11 protein-coding genes are annotated in these 20,568 nt (G+C 40.8%); all 11 read left to right on the forward strand.

Annotated features, from left to right (window positions below; translation table 11 throughout):
- Positions 1-310: 310 nt before the first annotated feature.
- The 11 genes from ACXYSM_RS07240 (at position 311) to ACXYSM_RS07290 (ending at position 20,469) form a co-directional block, all read left to right on the forward strand.
- On the forward strand, positions 311-1,294 hold the full coding sequence (locus tag ACXYSM_RS07240) for an acetylxylan esterase (protein WP_458634881.1): 984 nt from the start codon (positions 311-313) through the stop codon (positions 1,292-1,294).
- 345 nt (positions 1,295-1,639) lie between these two features.
- Positions 1,640-5,233, forward strand: a complete 3,594-nt coding sequence (locus tag ACXYSM_RS07245; protein ID WP_458634882.1) for an SIALI-17 repeat-containing surface protein — start codon at positions 1,640-1,642, stop codon at positions 5,231-5,233.
- 290 nt (positions 5,234-5,523) lie between these two features.
- A complete protein-coding gene (locus ACXYSM_RS07250) occupies positions 5,524-6,222 on the forward strand; it encodes an N-acetylmannosamine-6-phosphate 2-epimerase (protein WP_458634883.1) in 699 nt (232 codons plus the stop codon).
- Positions 6,223-6,338: 116 nt separating this feature from the next.
- Entirely contained in the window at positions 6,339-7,658 is a 1,320-nt protein-coding gene (locus tag ACXYSM_RS07255) for an ABC transporter substrate-binding protein (protein ID WP_458634884.1), read from the forward strand.
- 233 nt (positions 7,659-7,891) lie between these two features.
- Positions 7,892-8,758 (forward strand): carbohydrate ABC transporter permease, encoded by an 867-nt coding sequence (locus tag ACXYSM_RS07260; protein WP_053092415.1) that lies wholly within the window; start codon positions 7,892-7,894, stop codon positions 8,756-8,758.
- A gap of 16 nt (positions 8,759-8,774) precedes the next feature.
- Positions 8,775-9,614, forward strand: coding sequence for a carbohydrate ABC transporter permease (locus ACXYSM_RS07265; protein ID WP_004250812.1), 840 nt, complete (start codon positions 8,775-8,777; stop codon positions 9,612-9,614).
- A 256-nt stretch (positions 9,615-9,870) separates the two neighbouring features.
- Positions 9,871-10,323 carry a YhcH/YjgK/YiaL family protein gene (locus ACXYSM_RS07270; RefSeq protein ID WP_006155741.1) on the forward strand — a complete coding sequence of 151 codons (453 nt, stop codon included), beginning with the start codon at positions 9,871-9,873 and terminating at the stop codon, positions 10,321-10,323.
- Positions 10,324-10,342: 19 nt separating this feature from the next.
- The gene (locus ACXYSM_RS07275) at positions 10,343-10,993 is read left to right on the forward strand and encodes a YesL family protein (protein ID WP_024054098.1); all 651 of its coding nucleotides are present in this window, start codon (positions 10,343-10,345) and stop codon (positions 10,991-10,993) included.
- A 163-nt stretch (positions 10,994-11,156) separates the two neighbouring features.
- On the forward strand, positions 11,157-12,074 hold the full coding sequence (locus ACXYSM_RS07280; RefSeq protein ID WP_006149428.1) for a dihydrodipicolinate synthase family protein: 918 nt from the start codon (positions 11,157-11,159) through the stop codon (positions 12,072-12,074).
- 15 nt (positions 12,075-12,089) lie between these two features.
- Positions 12,090-12,974, forward strand: coding sequence for an ROK family protein (locus tag ACXYSM_RS07285; RefSeq protein ID WP_458634885.1), 885 nt, complete (start codon positions 12,090-12,092; stop codon positions 12,972-12,974).
- A 313-nt stretch (positions 12,975-13,287) separates the two neighbouring features.
- Positions 13,288-20,469, forward strand: coding sequence for an alpha-L-fucosidase (locus ACXYSM_RS07290; protein WP_458634886.1), 7,182 nt, complete (start codon positions 13,288-13,290; stop codon positions 20,467-20,469).
- Positions 20,470-20,568 lie beyond the last annotated feature (99 nt).

Here is a 20,568-nt window from a genome sequence, read left to right on the forward strand (position 1 = left end):
GCTTTTTCTAAGATATTGTTAAGTTTGCTTTTAGGGTGAGTATCTATACTAGAGTCATCCAAAAGAAACGAGAACTCTCTCATGACTATTAAAGTAAATTACCAAAAGACATTTCAAAAAGAAACTCAACCTTCTCCTAAATACTAAGAAAAGAGCGAAATCGCTCTTTTTTATTTTTTTAAAACTACTTTCAGAGGGATTCTTGCTGGGGTCGGACATTAAATCCACTTTCCGTTTCCCATTCTTTCTTGCATTGCTTCCCCATATGTGCTACAGTTATGATAACGGTTACAAAACAAAGGAGGATTTTATGAGAAATCCAGCATTAGTAGAAGAAATGAAAACATATAAAGGAAGAGATGAAGTACCTCAGGATTTTGATGCTTTTTGGGATGGTGAGATTGACAAGGTTTCGGTCTTGCCAGATTACCAACTAGAGGAAGGTGACTTTCATATCCCAAATGTTAAGTGCTATGAGTTAACCTTTAAAGGTACACGTGATGGCCTTGTCTATGCGCGTGTGGTCTTACCAAAATCAGAAGAGAAAGTACCAGTTATTTTCCACTTCCATGGCTATATGGGACGTTGTTGGGATTGGACAGATATGCTAGCCTTTACCGTTGCTGGTTATGGGGTTGTATCGATGGATGTTCGTGGGCAATCTGGTTACTCACAAGATGGCTTACGTTCGCCTCTCGGAAATACAGTTAAGGGCCAAATCATCCGTGGTGCAGTAGAAGGAAAAGAGCAGCTCTTCTATAAAGATGTCTATCTAGATATTTATCAATTGGTTGAAATTGTCGCTAGCTTCCCGCAAGTAGATGAGGAGCAGTTGGCTAGTTATGGAGCTTCGCAAGGAGGAGCCTTGGCTCTAGTGGCTGCTGGTCTCAATCCACGTATCAAGCGAACAGTTGCAATCTATCCATTCTTGTCAGACTTTAGACGAGTGCTAGAAATTGGGAATACCAGCGAAGCTTATGATGAGCTTTTTCGTTACTTTAAGTTCCATGATCCTTTCCACGAAACAGAAGAACAGATCATGGAGACACTTGGCTATATCGATGTGAAAAACCTTGCCCATCGCATTAAAGGTGAGGTGAGAATGATTACAGGGCTTGATGACGATGTCTGCTATCCAATCACCCAGTTCGCTATTTACAATCGTTTGACTTGTAAAAAGAGCTATCGTCTCATGCCAGAATATGCCCACGAGGCTATGAATGTCCATGTCAATGACCAGGTTTACAACTGGTTGTGTGGTAGTGAGATTCCCTTTACCTATGTAGGTCGTTAGAGATATGTAAAAAGAGCCCTGCTAAAACAGGGCTTTCTTTGTTGAGGAGTAAAGAAAGTAGTTTCAAAAAACTTGAAACATAAAAATATATCTGAAAGTAAATTCTATTATAGATTATGAAGGCTATTATTTAGAATATTTATTATATAATAGATGTAACATCAAGTCGAAAGGAGTAAAATGGTTGCTTACTGGAAGGAAGTAAATAAAGGTAGCCACATTTCAGATGAAAAAAAATGGGGAAACCCATCAATAATACAGTTTCTTTACATGATTTATGCCCTGGAGGCAAAAAATTTTAAGTAAAAAAGAAAGCGCTTTATTTTGTAAAAAGAAAGGAAAAATATGACACAGAGAGATTTTGAACGGAAACAACGTTTTGGAATTAGAAAGTTTACAGTAGGAGCTGCATCAGTAGTCATTGGGGCAGTTGTTTTTGGTGCGTCGCCAGTTTTAGCTCAAGAAGCTCCAGCAACCAGTGGTGAAACAGCTGGACAAGCTTTGCCAGAATTGCCAAAAGAAGTAGAATCAGGAAATCTGGCTAACATAGATAAGGAACTTGCTGATAAGTTGGCAGCAGCGACGGACAAAGGAACAGAAGTTAACCGTGAGGAGCTACAAGCAAATCCAGGTTCTGAAAAACCAGCAGAAACTGAAAAACCAACAGAAACTGAAACTCCAGCAGCTGAAACTGATAAGACAGAAAAAACTGAGAAACAAGAAGCTATCGCTCGTGATTATTACTCAAGAGAATTGGAAAATGTCAACACTGTCGTAGAAAAAAATGACGTTACAACCAATGCAGAAAATAATCAGCGAGATGATCTTACAAGTGACTTAGAGAAACTAAAGAAACTTCAAGATGCAACAGTGCATATGGAGTTCAAACCAGATGCATCGGCACCACGTTTTTACAATCTTTTCTCTGTATCAAGTGATACCAAGGAAAATGAGTACTTCACTATGTCAGTCTTTGATAATACAGCCCTTATCGAAGGTCGTGATGCAAATGGTGCGCAATTCTATGATAAATACACCGATGCGCCATTAAAGGTTCGCCCAGGTCAGTGGAATTCAGTTACCTTTACTGTGGAAAAACCAACAACTGAAGTCCCTACTGGAAGAGTTCGTCTATATGTAAATGGTGTCTTGTCTAGAACAAGTCTAAAATCTGGGAAATTCATCAAAGATATGCCAGATGTTAACCACGTTCAAATCGGAGCAACCAAACGAGGAAGTAAGACAGTTTGGGGCTCAAATCTACAAGTTCGTAATCTAACAGTCTACGACCGTGCCTTAACACAAGATGAAGTTCGAACACGAAGTCAATTATTTGAAAGAGGAGACTTGGGGCAAGAACTTCCAGAAGGGGCTGAAATTTCTAAAAAAACAGATGTCTTTACAGCGGGTAAGAATGGGCAGTCAAATCCAGATGGTATTAATAGCTATCGTATTCCAGCCCTCCTTAAGACTGACAAGGGAACTTTGATTGCTGGTGCTGACGAACGCCGCTTACACCACTATGACTGGGGTGATATCGGTATGGTCGTTAAACGAAGTGAAGACAAGGGCCAAACATGGGGTGATCGCATCACTCTTACGAATCTACGTGACAATCCAAAAGCCAAGGATCCAAACATTGGTTCACCAGTAAACATCGATATGGTTCTGGTCCAAGATACGGAAACTAAACGAATCTTCTCAGTTTACGATATGTTCCCAGAAGGTAAAGGAATCTTCGGAATGTCTTCTGAAAGAGAAGTTGCCTATAAGGAAATTGATGGAAAAACGTATCAAATTCTATACCGTGAAGGAGAAAATGGAGCCTATACGATTCGTGAAAATGGTGTTGTCTACACACCAGATGGTCAGGCAACGGATTACCGTGTTGTTGTAAATCCTGTCAAACCTGCTTATAGTGATAAAGGCGATCTTTATCAAGGTGAGCAGCTACTAGGAAATATCTACTTTACAAGTAATAAAACTTCTCCATTTAGAATTGCTAAAGACAGCTACCTATGGATGTCTTACAGTGATGATGATGGTAAGACTTGGTCTGCGCCACAAGATATTACTCCAATGGTCAAAGCTGATTGGATGAAATTCTTAGGTGTGGGACCTGGAGTGGGAATTACCCTCCAGAATGGACCTCATAAAGGTCGGATTGTCGTCCCTGTCTATACGACAAACAGAGCTAACCATCTCAACGGTTCTCAATCATCTCGCATCATCTATTCAGATGACCATGGTAAGACTTGGCATATGGGTGGCGGTGTCAATGACAATCGTACACTTCATGATGGTACAGTAGTTGATTCAAGCAACATGAACAATTACTACGCTCAAAATACGGAAGCTTCTGTTGTTCAATTGAATAATGGTCAGTTAAAACTCTTTATGCGTGGTTTGACTGGTGATTTGCAAGTTGCGACAAGTAATGATGGTGGTATTACATGGGACAACTATGTAGCACGCTATGATGTACCCGATGTTTATGTTCAAATGGCGGTGACTCATACGGTTCAAGATGGTAAAGAGTATATCCTTCTAGCAAATGCTAATGGACCAGGTCGTAAGAATGGCTACATTCGAGTGGCTCGCGTAGAAGAAGATGGCGAGTTGACTTGGTTGCACCATCATTTGATTCAAGAAGGTGAGTACGCTTATAACTCACTTCAACAAATTGGACCAAAAGAATTTGGTCTCTTGTATGAACACCATGAAGCGGGTGGCAATCCTTATACTCTATCCTTCAAGAAATTCAACTGGGATTATCTAACTAAAGAGAGACTTGCTTCTAAAGAAGTGAAAGTTACATCGGCTATGGAAAAATGGCCAGGCATTATTGCTATGGAATTTGATTCAGAAGTCTTGGTAAATCAAGCTCCAACTCTCAAACTAGCTAATGGTAAGACTGCAACCTTCATGACTCAGTATGATACTAAGACTCTCCTATTTACAATAGCTCCTGAAGATATCGGTCAAAAAGTTACAGCTATTGAAGCGGGTGCAATTGAAAGTATGCATAACTTGCCAGTATCTGTGGTAGGTACTAAACTTACGAATGGTTTTAATGGTGACGAACCGGCAATCCATGAAGTCCCAGAATTTACAGGTGGTGTCAATGGTGACGAAGCAGCTGTGGCTGAGCTCCCTGAGTACACTGAAGCTATTGGAACAGCAGGTGATGAAGCAGCACCAATAGTGGAAGTCCCAGAATTTACAGGTGGTGTCAATGGTGACGAAGCAGCTGTAACAGAACTTCCTGAGTACACTGAAGCTATTGGAACAGTAGGTGATGAAGCAGCACCAACAGTAGAAGTCCCAGAATTCGAAGGTGACGTAAATGGTGAAGCATCATCTGAATCTGAGCTTCCTGAACACTCTGTTCCTAGCGCAACAGTAGGTGATGAGGCGGCACCAACAGTGGAAGTTCCAGAATTCGAAGGTGGTGTCAATGCAGTCGAAGCTGCAGTTCATGAGCTTCCAGAATTCACAGGCGGAGTAAATGCAGTTGAAGCGCTCAAGAATGAGCTTCCAGAATTCACAGGCGGAGTAAACGCGGTTGAAGCGCTCAAGAATGAGCTTCCAGAATTCACAGGCGGAGTAAACGCAGTTGAAGCGCTCAAGAATGAGCTTCCAGAATTTGCAGGTGGAGCAAATGCCGTTCAAGCCCTTAAGCATGAACTTCCAGAATTCACAGGCGGAGTAAATGCAGTCGAAGCAGCCAAAAACGAACTTCCGGAATATAAGGTTGAAGAAAAACCGCTTGTCACTTTAGTAGCACAACAAGACAAGACATATCAAGCTCCAGCAGCTCAACCACAACAACCAACTCTTCCTGCAACAGGAAGTGAGGTTTCAACTCCTCTAGTATCTGTGGGAATGGTTGGAATGCTTCTCGGCTTGTTTGGAATGGCTAAGAAAAAAGAAGATTAATGGCAATATTGAATCTAAAAAGTCTCTATAAAAAGGTTTAGACTTATATTAGAAGGGTCTGTAACGTTTATTCGTTACAGGCTCTTTATTTGCAGGAAGCGAAGATTTTAGTGGAAATAAGCGGATGGAAGGCGATTCAAACTCGGGTATTTCTCCCTGAAACTACTTTCAGGAGATTCTGTTTCATAAAATTGTTTTGAAACTTCAATCTATTCTAGTACAAGTTATTGAAAGCGCTTTAAAAATGATATATAATAGGCTCATAAGAAAAAAGAAAAGGAGGAAAGTGGATGCCACAGATCAGTAAAGAAGCTTTGATTGAGCAGATTAAAGATGGAATCATCGTTTCTTGTCAGGCACTTCCTCACGAACCGCTTTACACAGAAGCGGGAGGTGTAATCCCCTTGCTAGTCAAAGCAGCTGAGCAAGGTGGAGCAGTCGGTATCCGAGCAAATAGTGTTCGGGATATTAAGGAAATCAAAGAGGTCACAAAACTTCCGATTATCGGAATTATCAAACGTGATTATCCACCACAGGAACCATTCATCACAGCTACTATGAAAGAAGTAGATGAATTAGCGGCTCTTGACATTGAGGTTATTGCACTTGATTGTACCAAACGAGAACGTTATGATGGTTTGGAAATTCAAGATTTTATTCGACAAGTCAAAGAAAAGTACCCAAATCAACTCTTGATGGCTGATATCAGTACCTTTGAAGAAGGCTTAACAGCAGTTGAGGCGGGAATCGACTTTGTTGGAACAACCTTGTCAGGCTACACATCTTATAGCCCGAAAGTGGATGGTCCAGACTTTGAATTGATTAAGAAACTTTGCGATGCTGGAGTAGATGTCATCGCTGAAGGGAAAATTCATACACCAGAACAGGCGAAGCAGATCTTAGGTTACGGAGTGCGAGGCATTGTAGTTGGTGGAGCCATTACTAGACCAAAAGAGATTACGGAACGATTTGTTGCGGGTCTCAAATAAGACAATTAAAATACGAGGAGAGTGGTTGATTCGTAAAATAAAATGTAAACGTATACAAAGTTGTCAATACTCATTATCCGTTTCGGATACGCTTATCATCATTTAGGAGAATACTAATGAAATTTAGAAAACTAGCTTGTACAGTACTTGCGGGTGCTGCTGTTCTTTCCCTTGCTGCTTGTGGCAAATCAGACGCTAAAAAAGACGCTGCAGCTGATGCAGGAAAAACTGAAATCACTTGGTGGGCATTCCCAGTCTTCACTCAAGAAAAATCTGGTGACGGTGTAGGAACTTATGAAAAATCTATCATCGAAGCTTTCGAAAAAGCAAATCCAGATATCAAAGTTAAATTAGAAACAATCGACTTTAAATCTGGTCCTGAAAAAATCACGACAGCTATTGAAGCTGGAACTGCTCCAGATGTACTTTTCGATGCACCAGGTCGTATCATCAATTACGGTAAAAATGGTAAATTAGCTGAGTTGAACGATCTTTTCACAGACGAATTTGTGAAAGATGTTAACAACGAAAACATCATCCAAGCAAGTAAAGCTGGCGATAAAGCTTACATGTATCCAATCAGTTCAGCACCATTCTACATGGCTATGAACAAGAAAATGTTGGAAGACGCTGGTGTAGCTGACCTTGTTAAAGAAGGTTGGACAACAGATGATTTCGAAAAAGTATTGAAAGCACTTAAAGATAAAGGATACACTCCAGGTTCATTGTTCAGTTCTGGTCAAGGGGGAGACCAAGGAACACGTGCCTTCATCGCTAACCTTTATAGCGGTTCTGTTACAGATAAAGATGTAACAAAATATACAACTGATGACCCTAAATTTGTCAAAGGTCTTGAAAAAGCGACTAGCTGGATCAAAGACGGTTTGTTGAACAATGGTTCACAATTTGACGGTGGAGCAGATATCCAAAACTTTGCCAACGGTCAAACATCTTACACAATCCTTTGGGCTCCAGCTCAAAACGGTATCCAAGCTAAACTTTTAGAAGCAAGTAAAGTCGAAGTGGTTGAAGTACCATTCCCATCTGACTCTGGTAAACCAGCTCTTGAATACCTTGTAAACGGATTTGCAGTATTCAACAACAAAGATGAAAAGAAAGTTGCTGCAGCTAAGAAATTCATCCAATTCATCGCTGATGATAAAGAGTGGGGTCCTAAAGACGTAGTTCGTACAGGTGCCTTCCCAGTTCGTACTTCATTTGGAAAACTTTATGATGATAAACGTATGGAAACTATCAGTGGTTGGACTAAATACTACTCTCCATACTACAACACAATCGACGGATTTGCTGAAATGAGAACTCTATGGTTCCCAATGTTGCAATCAGTGTCTAACGGTGACGAACAACCTGCTGCAGCTTTGAAGACATTCACTGAAAAAGCGAATGAAACAATCAAAAAAGCAGCTAAACAATAAGCCCTAAATAAAAAGTAAAATCCCCCCTTTTCCCTGTGCACATTTGTGTACGAAAAGGGGGAGTTTTGTTTAAAAAATGTAAGGAACTGACAGGTCAAAATTAAAATGAAGTTCTTACATAGGTTTTTCTTGGAAAAAATTTCATTTTGATTTTACATCAATGTCAGACAACAATAAAAAAACAAAAACTATTTGAAAGTGAGGTGCCGACTGTGAAAGTCAATAAAATTCGCATGAGAGAAACAATTGTTTCTTATGCTTTCTTAGCACCAGTATTAATCTTCTTTACCGTCTTTGTCCTAGCTCCAATGATCATGGGATTCATCACTAGTTTCTTTAACTACTCGATGACTAGCTTTGAGTTTGTGGGACTTGACAACTACATCCGCATGTTTAAAGACCCTGTCTTTACAAAATCTTTGATTAATACCGTAATCTTAGTTATCGGATCTGTACCAGTCGTTGTACTTTTCTCACTATTTGTGGCATCACAAACTTACCAACAAAATGCCGTTGCTAGATCCTTCTATCGTTTCGTCTTCTTCCTCCCTGTAGTAACAGGTAGTGTTGCCGTAACAGTAGTATGGAAATGGATCTACGATCCTCTATCAGGTATTTTGAATTTCGTGCTTAAGTCAAGCCATATCATTAGCCAAAACATTTCTTGGTTAGGAGATAAAAACTGGGCTTTGATGGCGATTATGATTATTCTTTTGACAACATCAGTTGGTCAACCAATCATTCTTTACATCGCTGCAATGGGTAATATTGATAACTCTCTTGTTGAAGCGGCGCGTGTCGACGGAGCAACTGAGTTACAAGTTTTCTGGAAGATTAAATGGCCAAGTCTTCTTCCAACAACTCTTTATATCGCAATCATCACAACCATCAACTCATTCCAGTGTTTCGCTTTGATTCAGCTTTTGACTTCAGGTGGTCCAAACTACTCAACAAGTACTCTCATGTACTACCTCTACGAGAAAGCCTTCCAATTGACTGAGTATGGTTATGCCAATACTATTGGTGTATTCTTGGCAGTTATGATCGCAATTGTCAGCTTTGTTCAATTTAAAGTACTTGGAAACGACGTAGAATATTAATAGAAAGGAGACAGCTATGCAATCTACACAAAAGAAACCTTTAACAGCCTTCACTGTTATTTCAACCATCTTCTTGCTTTTATTGACTGTACTGTTTATCTTTCCATTCTACTGGATTTTAACAGGTGCATTCAAATCACAACCGGATACCATTATGATTCCACCACAATGGTTCCCGAAAGCTCCAACTATGGAGAACTTCCAACAATTGATGGTGCAAAACCCAGCCTTGCAATGGATGTGGAACTCAGTCTTCATTTCATTGGTAACTATGTTCTTGGTTTGTGCAACTTCATCTCTAGCGGGTTATGTATTGGCTAAGAAACGTTTCTACGGACAACGCATTCTCTTTGCTATCTTTATCGCTGCCATGGCTCTTCCAAAACAAGTTGTCCTTGTACCATTGGTACGTATCGTCAACTTCATGGGAATCCATGACACTCTTTGGGCGGTTATCTTGCCGTTAATCGGATGGCCATTTGGGGTCTTCCTCATGAAACAGTTCAGTGAAAACATTCCAACAGAATTGCTCGAATCTGCTAAAATCGATGGATGTGGTGAGATTCGTACTTTCTGGAGCGTAGCCTTCCCTATCGTGAAACCTGGATTTGCAGCTCTTGCAATCTTCACCTTCATCAATACATGGAATGACTACTTCATGCAGTTGGTTATGTTGACTTCTCGTAACAACTTGACCATCTCACTTGGGGTAGCAACCATGCAGGCCGAGATGGCAACTAACTATGGATTAATCATGGCAGGGGCTGCTCTTGCAGCTGTGCCAATCGTAACAGTCTTCCTTGTCTTCCAAAAATCCTTCACTCAAGGGATTACTATGGGAGCCGTTAAAGGTTAATACTCTGCGAAAATTGAATTCAAACCACGTCAGCGACTCCTTGCCGTACTCAAGTACAGCCTGCGGATTGCTTCCTAGTTTGCTCTTCAATTTTAATTGAGAATAGGAAAATCTATTTATTGAAAACGATATAGTATTATAAGTGTCTACAAAATGGATAGGAGTTGGTTGCTTCATGAAGTTTTGTTAGACACTTATAAACTTACTGGCTAGACATTTTGTGTCTGAAGATAACAATCAGGTAAAGGAAATTACTATGATTTTTGATGATTTAAAAAACATTAGCTTTTACAAGGGAATTCATCCAAATCTGGACAAGGCTATTGATTATCTCTATGAGCATCGTAAAGATACTTTTGAATTGGGTAAATACGATATTGATGGAGATAAGGTCTTCTTAGTTGTACAGGAAAATGTTCTCAACAAAGAAGAAAATGATCGCTTTGAGCATCATAAAAACTATGCAGACTTGCATTTGTTAGTTGAAGGACATGAGTATTCTAGCTACGGTTCTCGTATCAAAGATGAGGCTGTAGCCTTTGATGAAGCTAGCGATATTGGCTTTGTTCATTGTCACGAACAATACCCACTCTTGTTGGGATATCACAATTTTGCAGTTTTCTTCCCAGGAGAACCTCATCAACCTAACGGTTATGCAGGTATGGAAGATAAAGTTCGCAAATATTTATTTAAAATTTTAATCGATTAGTCAGTTAGGAGGAGAAACAATGGCACATAAAGGATCTGGATTGATAAAAGCGGCATTCGATACGGATAACTTTCTGATGCGTTTTTGCGAGAAAGTTTTAGATATCGTGACGGTTAACCTACTCTTTGTTGTGTCTTGTTTGCCTATTGTGACTATTGGAGTAGCTAAAATCAGTCTCTATCAGACAATCTTTGAAGTGAAGCGCAGCCGTCGTATTCCTGTTTTCAAAATCTATATTAGAGCCTTTAAGCAGAATTTGAAATTAGGTTTTCAGTTAGGTTTGCTGGAATTAGGAATCTTTTTGATCAGTGTGGTTGACTTATCACTATTTTGGAGTCAAACTGGTGTTGTCTTTCAGCTCATTAAAGCTATTTGCTTGGGAATTCTGATATTTTTAACACTAGTTATGTTGGCTAGCTATCCAATTGCTGCACGCTATGAATTAACTTGGAAAGAAGTGCTCCAAAAGGGCTTACTTTTGGTAAGTTTTAATTTCGTTTGGTTCTTCTTGATGCTTGCAATTATTTTGTTAATCATTATGCTTCTCTATCTATCAGGCTTCACTCTAGTGCTTGGTGGTTCAGCATTTCTACTTTTTGGCTTTGGTCTTCTTGCCTTTTGCCAAGCTGGATTAATGGAAAAATTGTTTGCTAAATATCAGGCAGATTGAAAATGACATGAAACTACTTTCAAACAAGAAAAGCTATGGGAAATGAATAGAAATTAAAATCTAAGTGGCTGAGATGTATTGAAAGCGCTTTTTACAAGGTGTATACTAAAATAGTAAAAAATCATCTGCCCAGTGCAGAAAAAAGAAATCTTAGGAGAAATCTATGTCAGATTTAAAAAAATATGAAGGTGTCATTCCTGCCTTCTACGCATGTTATGATGATGCGGGTGAAGTTAGCCCAGAACGTACTCGTGCCTTGGTACAATACTTTATTGATAAAGGTGTTCAAGGACTTTACGTTAATGGTTCTTCAGGTGAGTGTATCTACCAAAGTGTAGAAGACCGTAAATTGATCTTAGAAGAAGTTATGGCAGTTGCCAAAGGTAAATTGACCATCATTGCTCACGTAGCTTGTAACAATACCAAAGATAGTATTGAATTGGCTCGTCATGCAGAAAGTTTGGGAGTAGATGCTATCGCAACAATCCCACCAATTTACTTCCGTTTGCCTGAGTACTCAGTTGCTAAATACTGGAACGATATCAGTGCTGCAGCTCCAAACACAGACTATGTCATCTATAACATTCCTCAATTGGCTGGTGTTGCTTTGACTCCAAGTCTTTACACAGAAATGTTGAAAAACCCACGTGTTATCGGTGTTAAGAACTCTTCAATGCCAGTTCAAGATATCCAAACTTTTGTTAGCCTTGGTGGCGATGACCATATCGTCTTTAACGGTCCAGACGAACAATTCCTAGGCGGACGTCTCATGGGAGCAAAAGCTGGTATCGGTGGTACTTATGGTGCTATGCCAGAACTCTTCTTGAAACTTAACCAATTGATTGCGGATAAGGACCTAGAAACAGCGCGTGAATTGCAATACGCAATCAACGCTATCATCGGTAAATTGACTGCAGCACATGGGAATATGTACTGTGTGATTAAAGAAGTCTTGAAAATCAATGAAGGGCTTAACATCGGATCAGTTCGTTCTCCACTTACACCAGTGACCGAAGAAGATCGTCCAGTTGTAGAAGCAGCTGCTCAATTGATTCGTGAAACTAAGGAGCGTTTCCTCTAATCAATAGGAGGCTTTATGACTAATTACGTTGCAATTGATATTGGTGGAACTAATATCAAATACGGTTTAATTAACCAAGAAGGACAACTTGTAGAGACTAACGAAGTAGCGACTGAGGCTCACAAGGGTGGTCCACACATCTTACAGAAAACAAAAGATATCGTAGCTAGCTATCTAGAAAAAGGACCAGTGTCAGGTGTAGCCATTTCCTCGGCGGGTATGGTTGATCCTGATAAGGGTGAGATTTTCTACGCTGGTCCACAGATTCCAAATTATGCCGGAACCCAATTTAAAAAGGAAATTGAAGAAAGCTTTAACATTCCTTGTGAAATTGAAAATGATGTTAATTGTGCAGGGCTTGCTGAAGCTGTCTCTGGTTCAGGAAAGGGTGCAAGTATTACCCTTTGCTTGACGATTGGGACTGGTATCGGTGGTTGCTTGATCATAGATGGCCAAGTTTTTCATGGCTTTAGTAATTCTGCCTGTGAGGTTGGTTATCTGCACATGCAAGATGGAGCTTTCCAGGATTTAGCATCTACGACAGCTCTTGTTAAGTATGTAGCAGATGCGCATGGAGATGAAGTAGAACAGTGGAACGGTCGCAGAATTTTCAAAGAAGCTACCGAAGGCAATAAACTCTGTATGGAGGGGATTGACCGTATGGTGGATTACCTTGGTAAGGGTCTCGCAAATATTTGTTATGTTGCCAATCCAGAAGTTGTCATCCTTGGTGGTGGCATCATGGGGCAAGAAGCAATTTTGAAACCAAAAATCCGTAAGGCTTTGAAAGATTCGCTTGTTCCAAGCTTGGCAGACAAGACTCGACTTGAATTTGCCCACCATCAGAATACTGCTGGTATGCTCGGTGCTTATTATCATTTCAGAACCAAACAGTCCTAAATTGGCTTTGCCAATTTAGGGTTTTTTTGGCAGAAAAAAAGCTAGGTAAAACTTTAATAAAACTTTGGAAGCCCTTGCATTTCTTGGGATAATATAGTATATTTATTATACTGAGAAATCTCGAAAAAGCGGTTGTAAAATCAAGTCATTTTTTTATTCAGAAAAAATGTAAGCGATTTCTAAAAATGAATCTAAACAGAAGATAAGAGCGGGAGGAAGAAGAGTTTTAAAGTAGCACTGAGAAATAAAATTGTCGCCAGCAGAAACTGGGCTCTTGCAGTAGCTGACTGCTTTTGTTCATTAGGAGAATTTGATGAAACAGTATTTTTTTGAAAGAAGTCGTATATTCAGTATTCGTAAACTAACGGTTGGTGTAGCCTCTGTGGCAGTTGGACTAGCTTTTTTTGCATCTGGAAATGTTGCCGCTAACGAAGTTGTGACAGAGCCAAAACTGGAAGTAGAAGGTCAAGCCAAAGCAGTAATCGATGTCGATAAAGAAAAATCTGAAGCAGTTAAGGAAACTAAAGAAGTTAAGGAAACTAAAGAAGTAGTGAGTCCTGTAAAAGAAGAAGTTGCTGAACAAGCAGCTCCTGCTACAGAAAAAGTAACAGAAGAAACTAAAACTACTGAAGAGGCTGGAGATTTACTTCCAGTAGAAATTCCTGACCGTGCCTATCCTGATACACCAGTGAAGAAACTTGACACTTCAGCCATTGTATCAGAAAAAGATAGCCCTAAAGTTGAAACTAAAAGTATTTTAAAAGCTGAAGAATCAAGTACAACTGAAGGCGAAAAAGAAAATAGAGCTATTATCAATGGTGGCCAAGACCTTAAGCATATCAATTATGAGGGGCAACCAGCTACATCGGCTACCATGATTTACACAATCTACAGTTCACCTCTAGCGGACGGTGGAACTCAGCGTTACCTCAATTCAGGTTCAGGTATCTTTGTGGCACCAAATATCATGCTGACAGCCGCTCACAATTTCTTGAAGAAGGATGCCGAAACCAATGCTGGGAATATCTTAGGTGGTGATACTGCTAAGTTCTACTACAATGTTGGTTCTAATACTCCAAAAGAAAGATCATTGCCAACTTCAGGAAAAACTGTTTTGTTCCAAGAAAAGGATATTCATTTCTGGAATAAAGAAAAGTTTGGCGAAGGGTACAAAAATGACCTAGCCTTGGTCGTAGCTCCAGTTCCAGTACAGATTGCAAGTCCCAATAAGGCAGCAACCTTTACTCCGTTAGCAGAGCATCGGGAATACAAAGCTGGAGAACCTGTGAGCACAATTGGCTATCCTACAGATTCAACTTCTCCAGAATTGAAGGAGCCGATTGTGCCAGGTCAATTGTATAAGGCAGACGGTGTCGTTAGAGATACTGAAAAGTATGATGATAAGGGAACAGTAGGTGTTACCTATCGTTTGACTTCTGTTTCTGGTCTTTCTGGTGGTGGAATTATTAACGGTGATGGTAAGGTCATTGGGATCCACCAACGTGGTACTGTTGATAATGCGAACATTGCTGAAAAAGATCGCTTTGGAGGAGGGCTTGTCCTCTCTCCAGAACAATTAGCATGGGCTAAAGGCATCATTGATAAATACGGTGTTAAAGGCTGGTATCAAGGCGATAACGGCAATCGTTATTACTTTACTCCAGAGGGAGAAATGTTAAGAAATAAGACAGCAGTTATCGGTGAAAACAAATATTCATTCGATGAAAGTGGTGTAGCAACTCTCCTTGAAGGCGTTGACTATGGCCGTGTAGTTATTGAGCATGTGGACCAAAATGATAACCCAGTCAAAGAAAACGATACCTTTGTAGATAAGGCAGAAGTTGGTGCTCAATTCAACTATAACTATAAAACAGAAATTGAAAAGACTGACTTCTTCAAGAAGAATAAAGAAAAATATGAGATTGTATCGATTGATGGCAAAGCTGTCAATAAACAATTGAAAGACGCTTGGGAAGATGATTATAGTGTTGTGAGCAAGGCTCCTGCAGGAACTCGCGTCATCAAGGTGGTTTATAAAGTGAACAAAGGTTCCTTTGAGGTTCACTATCGCTTAAAAGACTCTGATAAAGAGTTGACAACTGCAGATGTGGACAATAACGAAGGTAAAGAATACGATGTTTCCTTTGTTCATAAATTCCAAGCTAAAGAAATTGCTGGCTATCGAGCAGTAAATGCAAGTCAAGAAGCAACTATCAAGCATAAAGGGGTGAATGAAGTTATTTTTGAATACGAAAAGATTGAAGATCCAAAACCAGCAACTCCTGTAACTCCAGTGGTTGATCCAAAAGATGAAGAAACAGAAATTGCTGCTTACGGTCCACTTCCAAGCAAGGCTCAATTGGACTACCATAAGGAAGAATTGGCTGCCTTCATCCACTATGGTATGAATACTTATACCAACTCTGAGTGGGGGAACGGTAGAGAAAATCCTCAGTACTTCAATCCAACTAACCTTGATACAGACCAGTGGATTAAGACTTTGAAGGATGCTGGATTCAAACGAACAATCATGGTTGTAAAACACCATGACGGATTTGTGATTTATCCATCTAAATATACAGACCATACGGTCGCTGCTAGTCCGTGGAAAGATGGTAAGGGTGACCTTCTCGAAGAAATCTCTAAATCAGCGACTAAGTATGACATGAATATGGGTGTTTACTTATCACCATGGGATGCCAACCATCCTAAATATCATGTTGCAACTGAGAAAGAGTACAACGAATACTACCTCAACCAACTCAAGGAAATCCTTGGCAATCCTAAATACGGAAACAATGGTAAGTTTATCGAAGTATGGATGGACGGTGCGCGTGGTAGTGGAGCTCAAAAAGTAACTTACACCTTTGACGAATGGTTCAAGTACATCAAGGAAGCTGAAGGAGATATCGCTATCTTCTCTGCTCAACCAACAAGTGTCCGTTGGATCGGTAATGAACGTGGTATCGCCGGAGATCCAGTTTGGCATAAGGTCAAGAAAGCTAAAATCACTGACGATGTGAAGAATGAGTATCTCAACCATGGAGATCCAGAAGGAGATATGTACTCAGTTGGTGAAGCAGACGTTTCTATCCGTTCAGGTTGGTTCTACCATGACAATCAACAACCAAAATCAATCAAAGATTTGATGGATATCTACTTCAAGTCTGTTGGTCGTGGAACGCCACTCCTCCTCAATATTCCACCTAATAAAGAAGGTAGATTCGCAGATGCAGATGTCGCTCGCTTGCAAGAATTCCGAGCAACCTTGGATCAAATGTATGCGACTGACTTTGCTAAGGGTGCAACTGTAACTGCAAGCTCTACTCGTAAGAATCATTTGTATCAAGCAAGTCACTTGACAGATGGTAAGGATGATACTAGCTGGGCACTAGCAAATGATGCTAAGACAGGTGAATTTACAGTCGATCTTGGTCAAAAGAGACGTTTTGACGTGATTGAACTCAAAGAAGATATCGCTAAAGGTCAGCGTATCTCTGGATTCAAGGTTGAAGTTGAACTCAATGGCCGTTGGGTACCATACGGTGAAGGGTCAACTGTTGGTTATCGTCGCCTTATCCAAGGTCAACCAGTAGAAGCACAAAAGATTCGTGTAACCATTACTGGTGCGCAAGCGACTCCAATTTTGACAAACTTCTCTGTTTATAAGACGCCAAGCAGTATCGAGAAGACAGATGGTTACCCTCTAGGATTGGACTACCATTCAAATACAACTGCTGATAAAGAGAATACAACTTGGTATGATGAATCTGAAGGCGTCCGCGGAACATCTATGTGGACTAACCAAAAAGATGCTAGTGTAACCTACCGTTTCACTGGAACAAAAGCATATGTCGTATCTACAGTGGATCCAAACCACGGTGAAATGTCCGTTTACGTGGATGGTCAAAAGGTTGCAGACGTACAAACCAATAATGTAGCTCGTAAACGTAGCCAGATGGTTTATGAAACTGAAGACTTGGCTCCAGGTGAACATACCATCAAACTCGTCAACAAGACTGGTAAAGCTATTGCAACGGAAGGTATCTACACGCTCAACAATGCCGGCAAGGGTATGTTTGAGATGAAAGAAACGACCTATGAAGTTCAAAAAGGCCAACCGGTTACTGTAACCATTAAACGTGTTGGTGGTAGCAAAGGAACAGCAACAGTCCATGTCGTGACTGAACCAGGAACAGGGGTTCACGGTAAAGTTTATAAGGATACAACTGCTGACTTGACTTTCCAAGACGGTGAAACTGAGAAAACAATCACGATTCCAACGATCGACTTTACAGAGCAAGCTGATTCAATCTTTGACTTCAAAGTGAAAATGACTAGCGTTTCTGACAATGCCCTTCTTGGATTTGCTTCAGAAGCTACTATTCGAGTGATGAAGGCAGAATTGCTCCTAAAAGACCAAACAAGCTATGACGATCAGGCATCTCAGCTTGACTATAGTCCAGGTTGGAACCATGAAACGAACTCAGCTGATAAATACCAAAATACAGAATCATGGGCGTCATTTGGACGTTTGACAGAAGAACAGAAGAAAAATGCCAGCGTAACAGCCTACTTCTACGGAACAGGTCTTGAGATCAAAGGATATGTGGATCCAGGACATGGTATCTACAAAGTAACGTTAGACGGTAGAAAAGTCGAGTATCAAGATGGCCTAGGTAATGCTTCTGAGTACAACGGTAAGAAGTACTTCAGTGGTACAGCCACTACTCGTCAAGGTGGTCAGACTCTTGTTCGTTTGACTGGACTCGAAGAAGGATGGCATGCTGTAACCTTGCAATTGGATCCAAAACGTAACGATACTACGAGAAATATTGGTATCCAAGTTGACCAGTTCATCACTCATGGTGAAGGTAGTGCTCTTTATACCAAAGCAGAGTTAATCCAAGCCATGAAGAACTGGAAGGATGAGTTGGTTAAGTTTGACCAGACAAGCTTGAAGAATACTCCAGAGGCACGTCAAGCCTTTAAGTCAAACTTGGATAAATTATCTGAGCAACTTTCGGCAAGTGAAGCAAATGCACAAGAAGTTCTAAAAACAGTAACAGCCTTGCAAACGATCCTTGACAAGGAAGAAAATTATGGCACAGATGATACGCCAACACCAGAACAGCCAGAAGAACCAGAAGAACCAAACTATGACAAGGCTATGGCAAGTCTGACAGAAGCGATTGAAAGAAAAACAGCTGAACTCGGTGATGACAAGGAAGCTAAGAAGAAGTTAGTTGCATTAACAGAGCAAGCCTTGACAGCCATCCAAGAAGCTAAGACTCAGGATGCAGTAGATAAGGCATTGCAAACAGCTTTGGCATCTATCAATAGTCTTCAAGCAACTCCGAAAGAGGAGCCAGCTCCAGAAGAACCTGCAAAACCAGAGGAACCAAACTACGATAAGGCTATGGCAAGTCTGACAGAAGCTCTTGAAAGAAAGACAGCCGAGCTTGGTGATGATAAGGAAGCTAAGAAGAAGCTAGTAGCATTAACAGAGCAAGCTTTGACAGCTATACAAGAAGCTAAGACTCAGGATGCAGTAGATAAGGCCTTGCAAGCAGCTTTGGCATCTATCAACAGTCTTCAGGCGACTCCGAAAGAGGAGCCGTCTCCAGAAGAACCAGCACAACCAGAGAAACCAGCACAGCCAGAGGAACCATCAAAACCAGAAGAGTCTAAAGTTGACTACCAGAAGGCGATTGCAGATTTGACTGAAGCTATCGAGAAAAAATCAACAGAACTTGCTGATGATGTAGCTGCTCAGGAAAAACTCGTTGAACTTGGAGAACAAGCTCTTGCGGCTATCCAAGAAGCTAAGACTCAAGATGCTGTTGAAAAAGCCTTGCAAGACGCTTTGGTATCCATCAATAAACTTCAAGCAACTCCAAAAGAGGAGCCAGCTCCAGAAGAACCAGCAAAACCAGAGGAACCAGCAAAACCAGAGGAGCCAGCAAAACCAGAGGAGCCAAGCAAGCCAGAGGAACCAAAACAGCCAGAGGTACCAAGCAAACCAGTAGAGCCTAAGCTTGACTACGATAAAGCTATGGCAAGCTTGTCCGAAGCCATTAAAAGTAAAACAGCTGAGTTGGGTGATGACAAGGAAGCTAAGAAGAAACTAGTTGAACTAGCAGAACAAGCCTTAGCTGCTATTGAAGAAGCCAAAACTCAGGATGCAGTAGATAAGGCCTTGCAAGACGCTCTGACATCTATCAACAATCTTCAGGCGACACCAAAAGAGGAACCAGCTCCAGAAGAGCCAAGTAAACCAGAAGAGCCTGCAAGACCAGAGGAGCCAAGTAAACCAGAAGAGCCAAGCAAACCAGAAGAGCCAAGCAAACCAGAAGAACCAGCACAGCCAGAGGAACCAAGTAAGCCAGAAGAGGAAGTGAAACATTCAAATCTTCCAGCTGAAGGTGTTAAAGAATTGAGTGTAACTCAACCAAGCCTTGAAGTAACGACAGATCCGATTGCCTTCAAGACTATTCGTCGTGAAAATTCTCTCTTAGCTAAAGGTAAGGAACAAGTCGTTTCTGAAGGAAAAGACGGACAAGTAACGACTTATGTAGAAGTTGACGGCAGCGATCGTAAGGTTGTTAAGGTTGAACGTGAGGAAGCTCAAGACCGCATCGTTGAAGTAGGTACTCAAGAAGGAACTGCTATGCCGACAGAAGGCGTTATGAATCTGGACTTTAACCTACCAAATCTAAAAGTAGAGAAAGAACCAATCGCCTTCAAGACTGTTCGCCGTGAGAATGCTGATTTAGCTAAAGGTAAGGAACAAGTTGTTTCTGAAGGAAAAGACGGACAAGTAACGACTTATGTAGAAGTCGATGGTGACAACCGTAAGGTTGTTAAGGTTGAACGTGAGGAAGCCCAAGATCGCATCGTCGAAGTTGGAACTAAGGAAGAAAGTCCATCAACTGATAGCAAATTGAAGGTCTTGAAAGATTCATCAACAAACTTGAAACTGATTGCTCGAGAAGGGGATCTCAATGGTGGTTCTGTTCTAGAGGTCGATAAGGTTGCTGATCAGGTCTTGGAAGGTCGCCGTTTCGATGCTTATCAAATTCAATTGAAGAATGAGAAAGGCGAACTTGTTCAATTGAAAGGTGCAGCCCTTGTTCAAGTCACTGTGGCGTCAGATGTAGCCAATGTCTATGCCATGAATGCAAATCGAGAATTGCAGGAAGTGAAGTTTGAACAGAAAGGTTCAGCACTTGAATTTGTAGCTCCACACCTAGGTGTCTATGCGGTAGTGTACAAGGATGCAGCTCAACCAAGTGCACCAGCAAATGTAGAAACTCCTGCTCCACAACCTATGGGAGAAGATAAGCCTTTAGCAGAGGCCAAGGGAACTGTAGCAGATTCTACAAGCAAACAGTTACCGGCAACAGGAGAAGAAGTAAGTTCAGCTCTCTTGCCTGCCCTCACTCTTGTTTCAGGAATGATGCTATTCTTCTTCAAAAAAGAGATGAAGGATTAGCAGAGACTAAATCAAAGAAAGTGTTTTAAAACACTAAAAAAGGGAGTCCCATAGTGGACTCCCTTTTGTTGATAAAGTTATTCCAAACAGAAAACCCTG

The sequence above is a fragment of the Streptococcus sp. V940 genome (genome assembly GCF_054353495.1).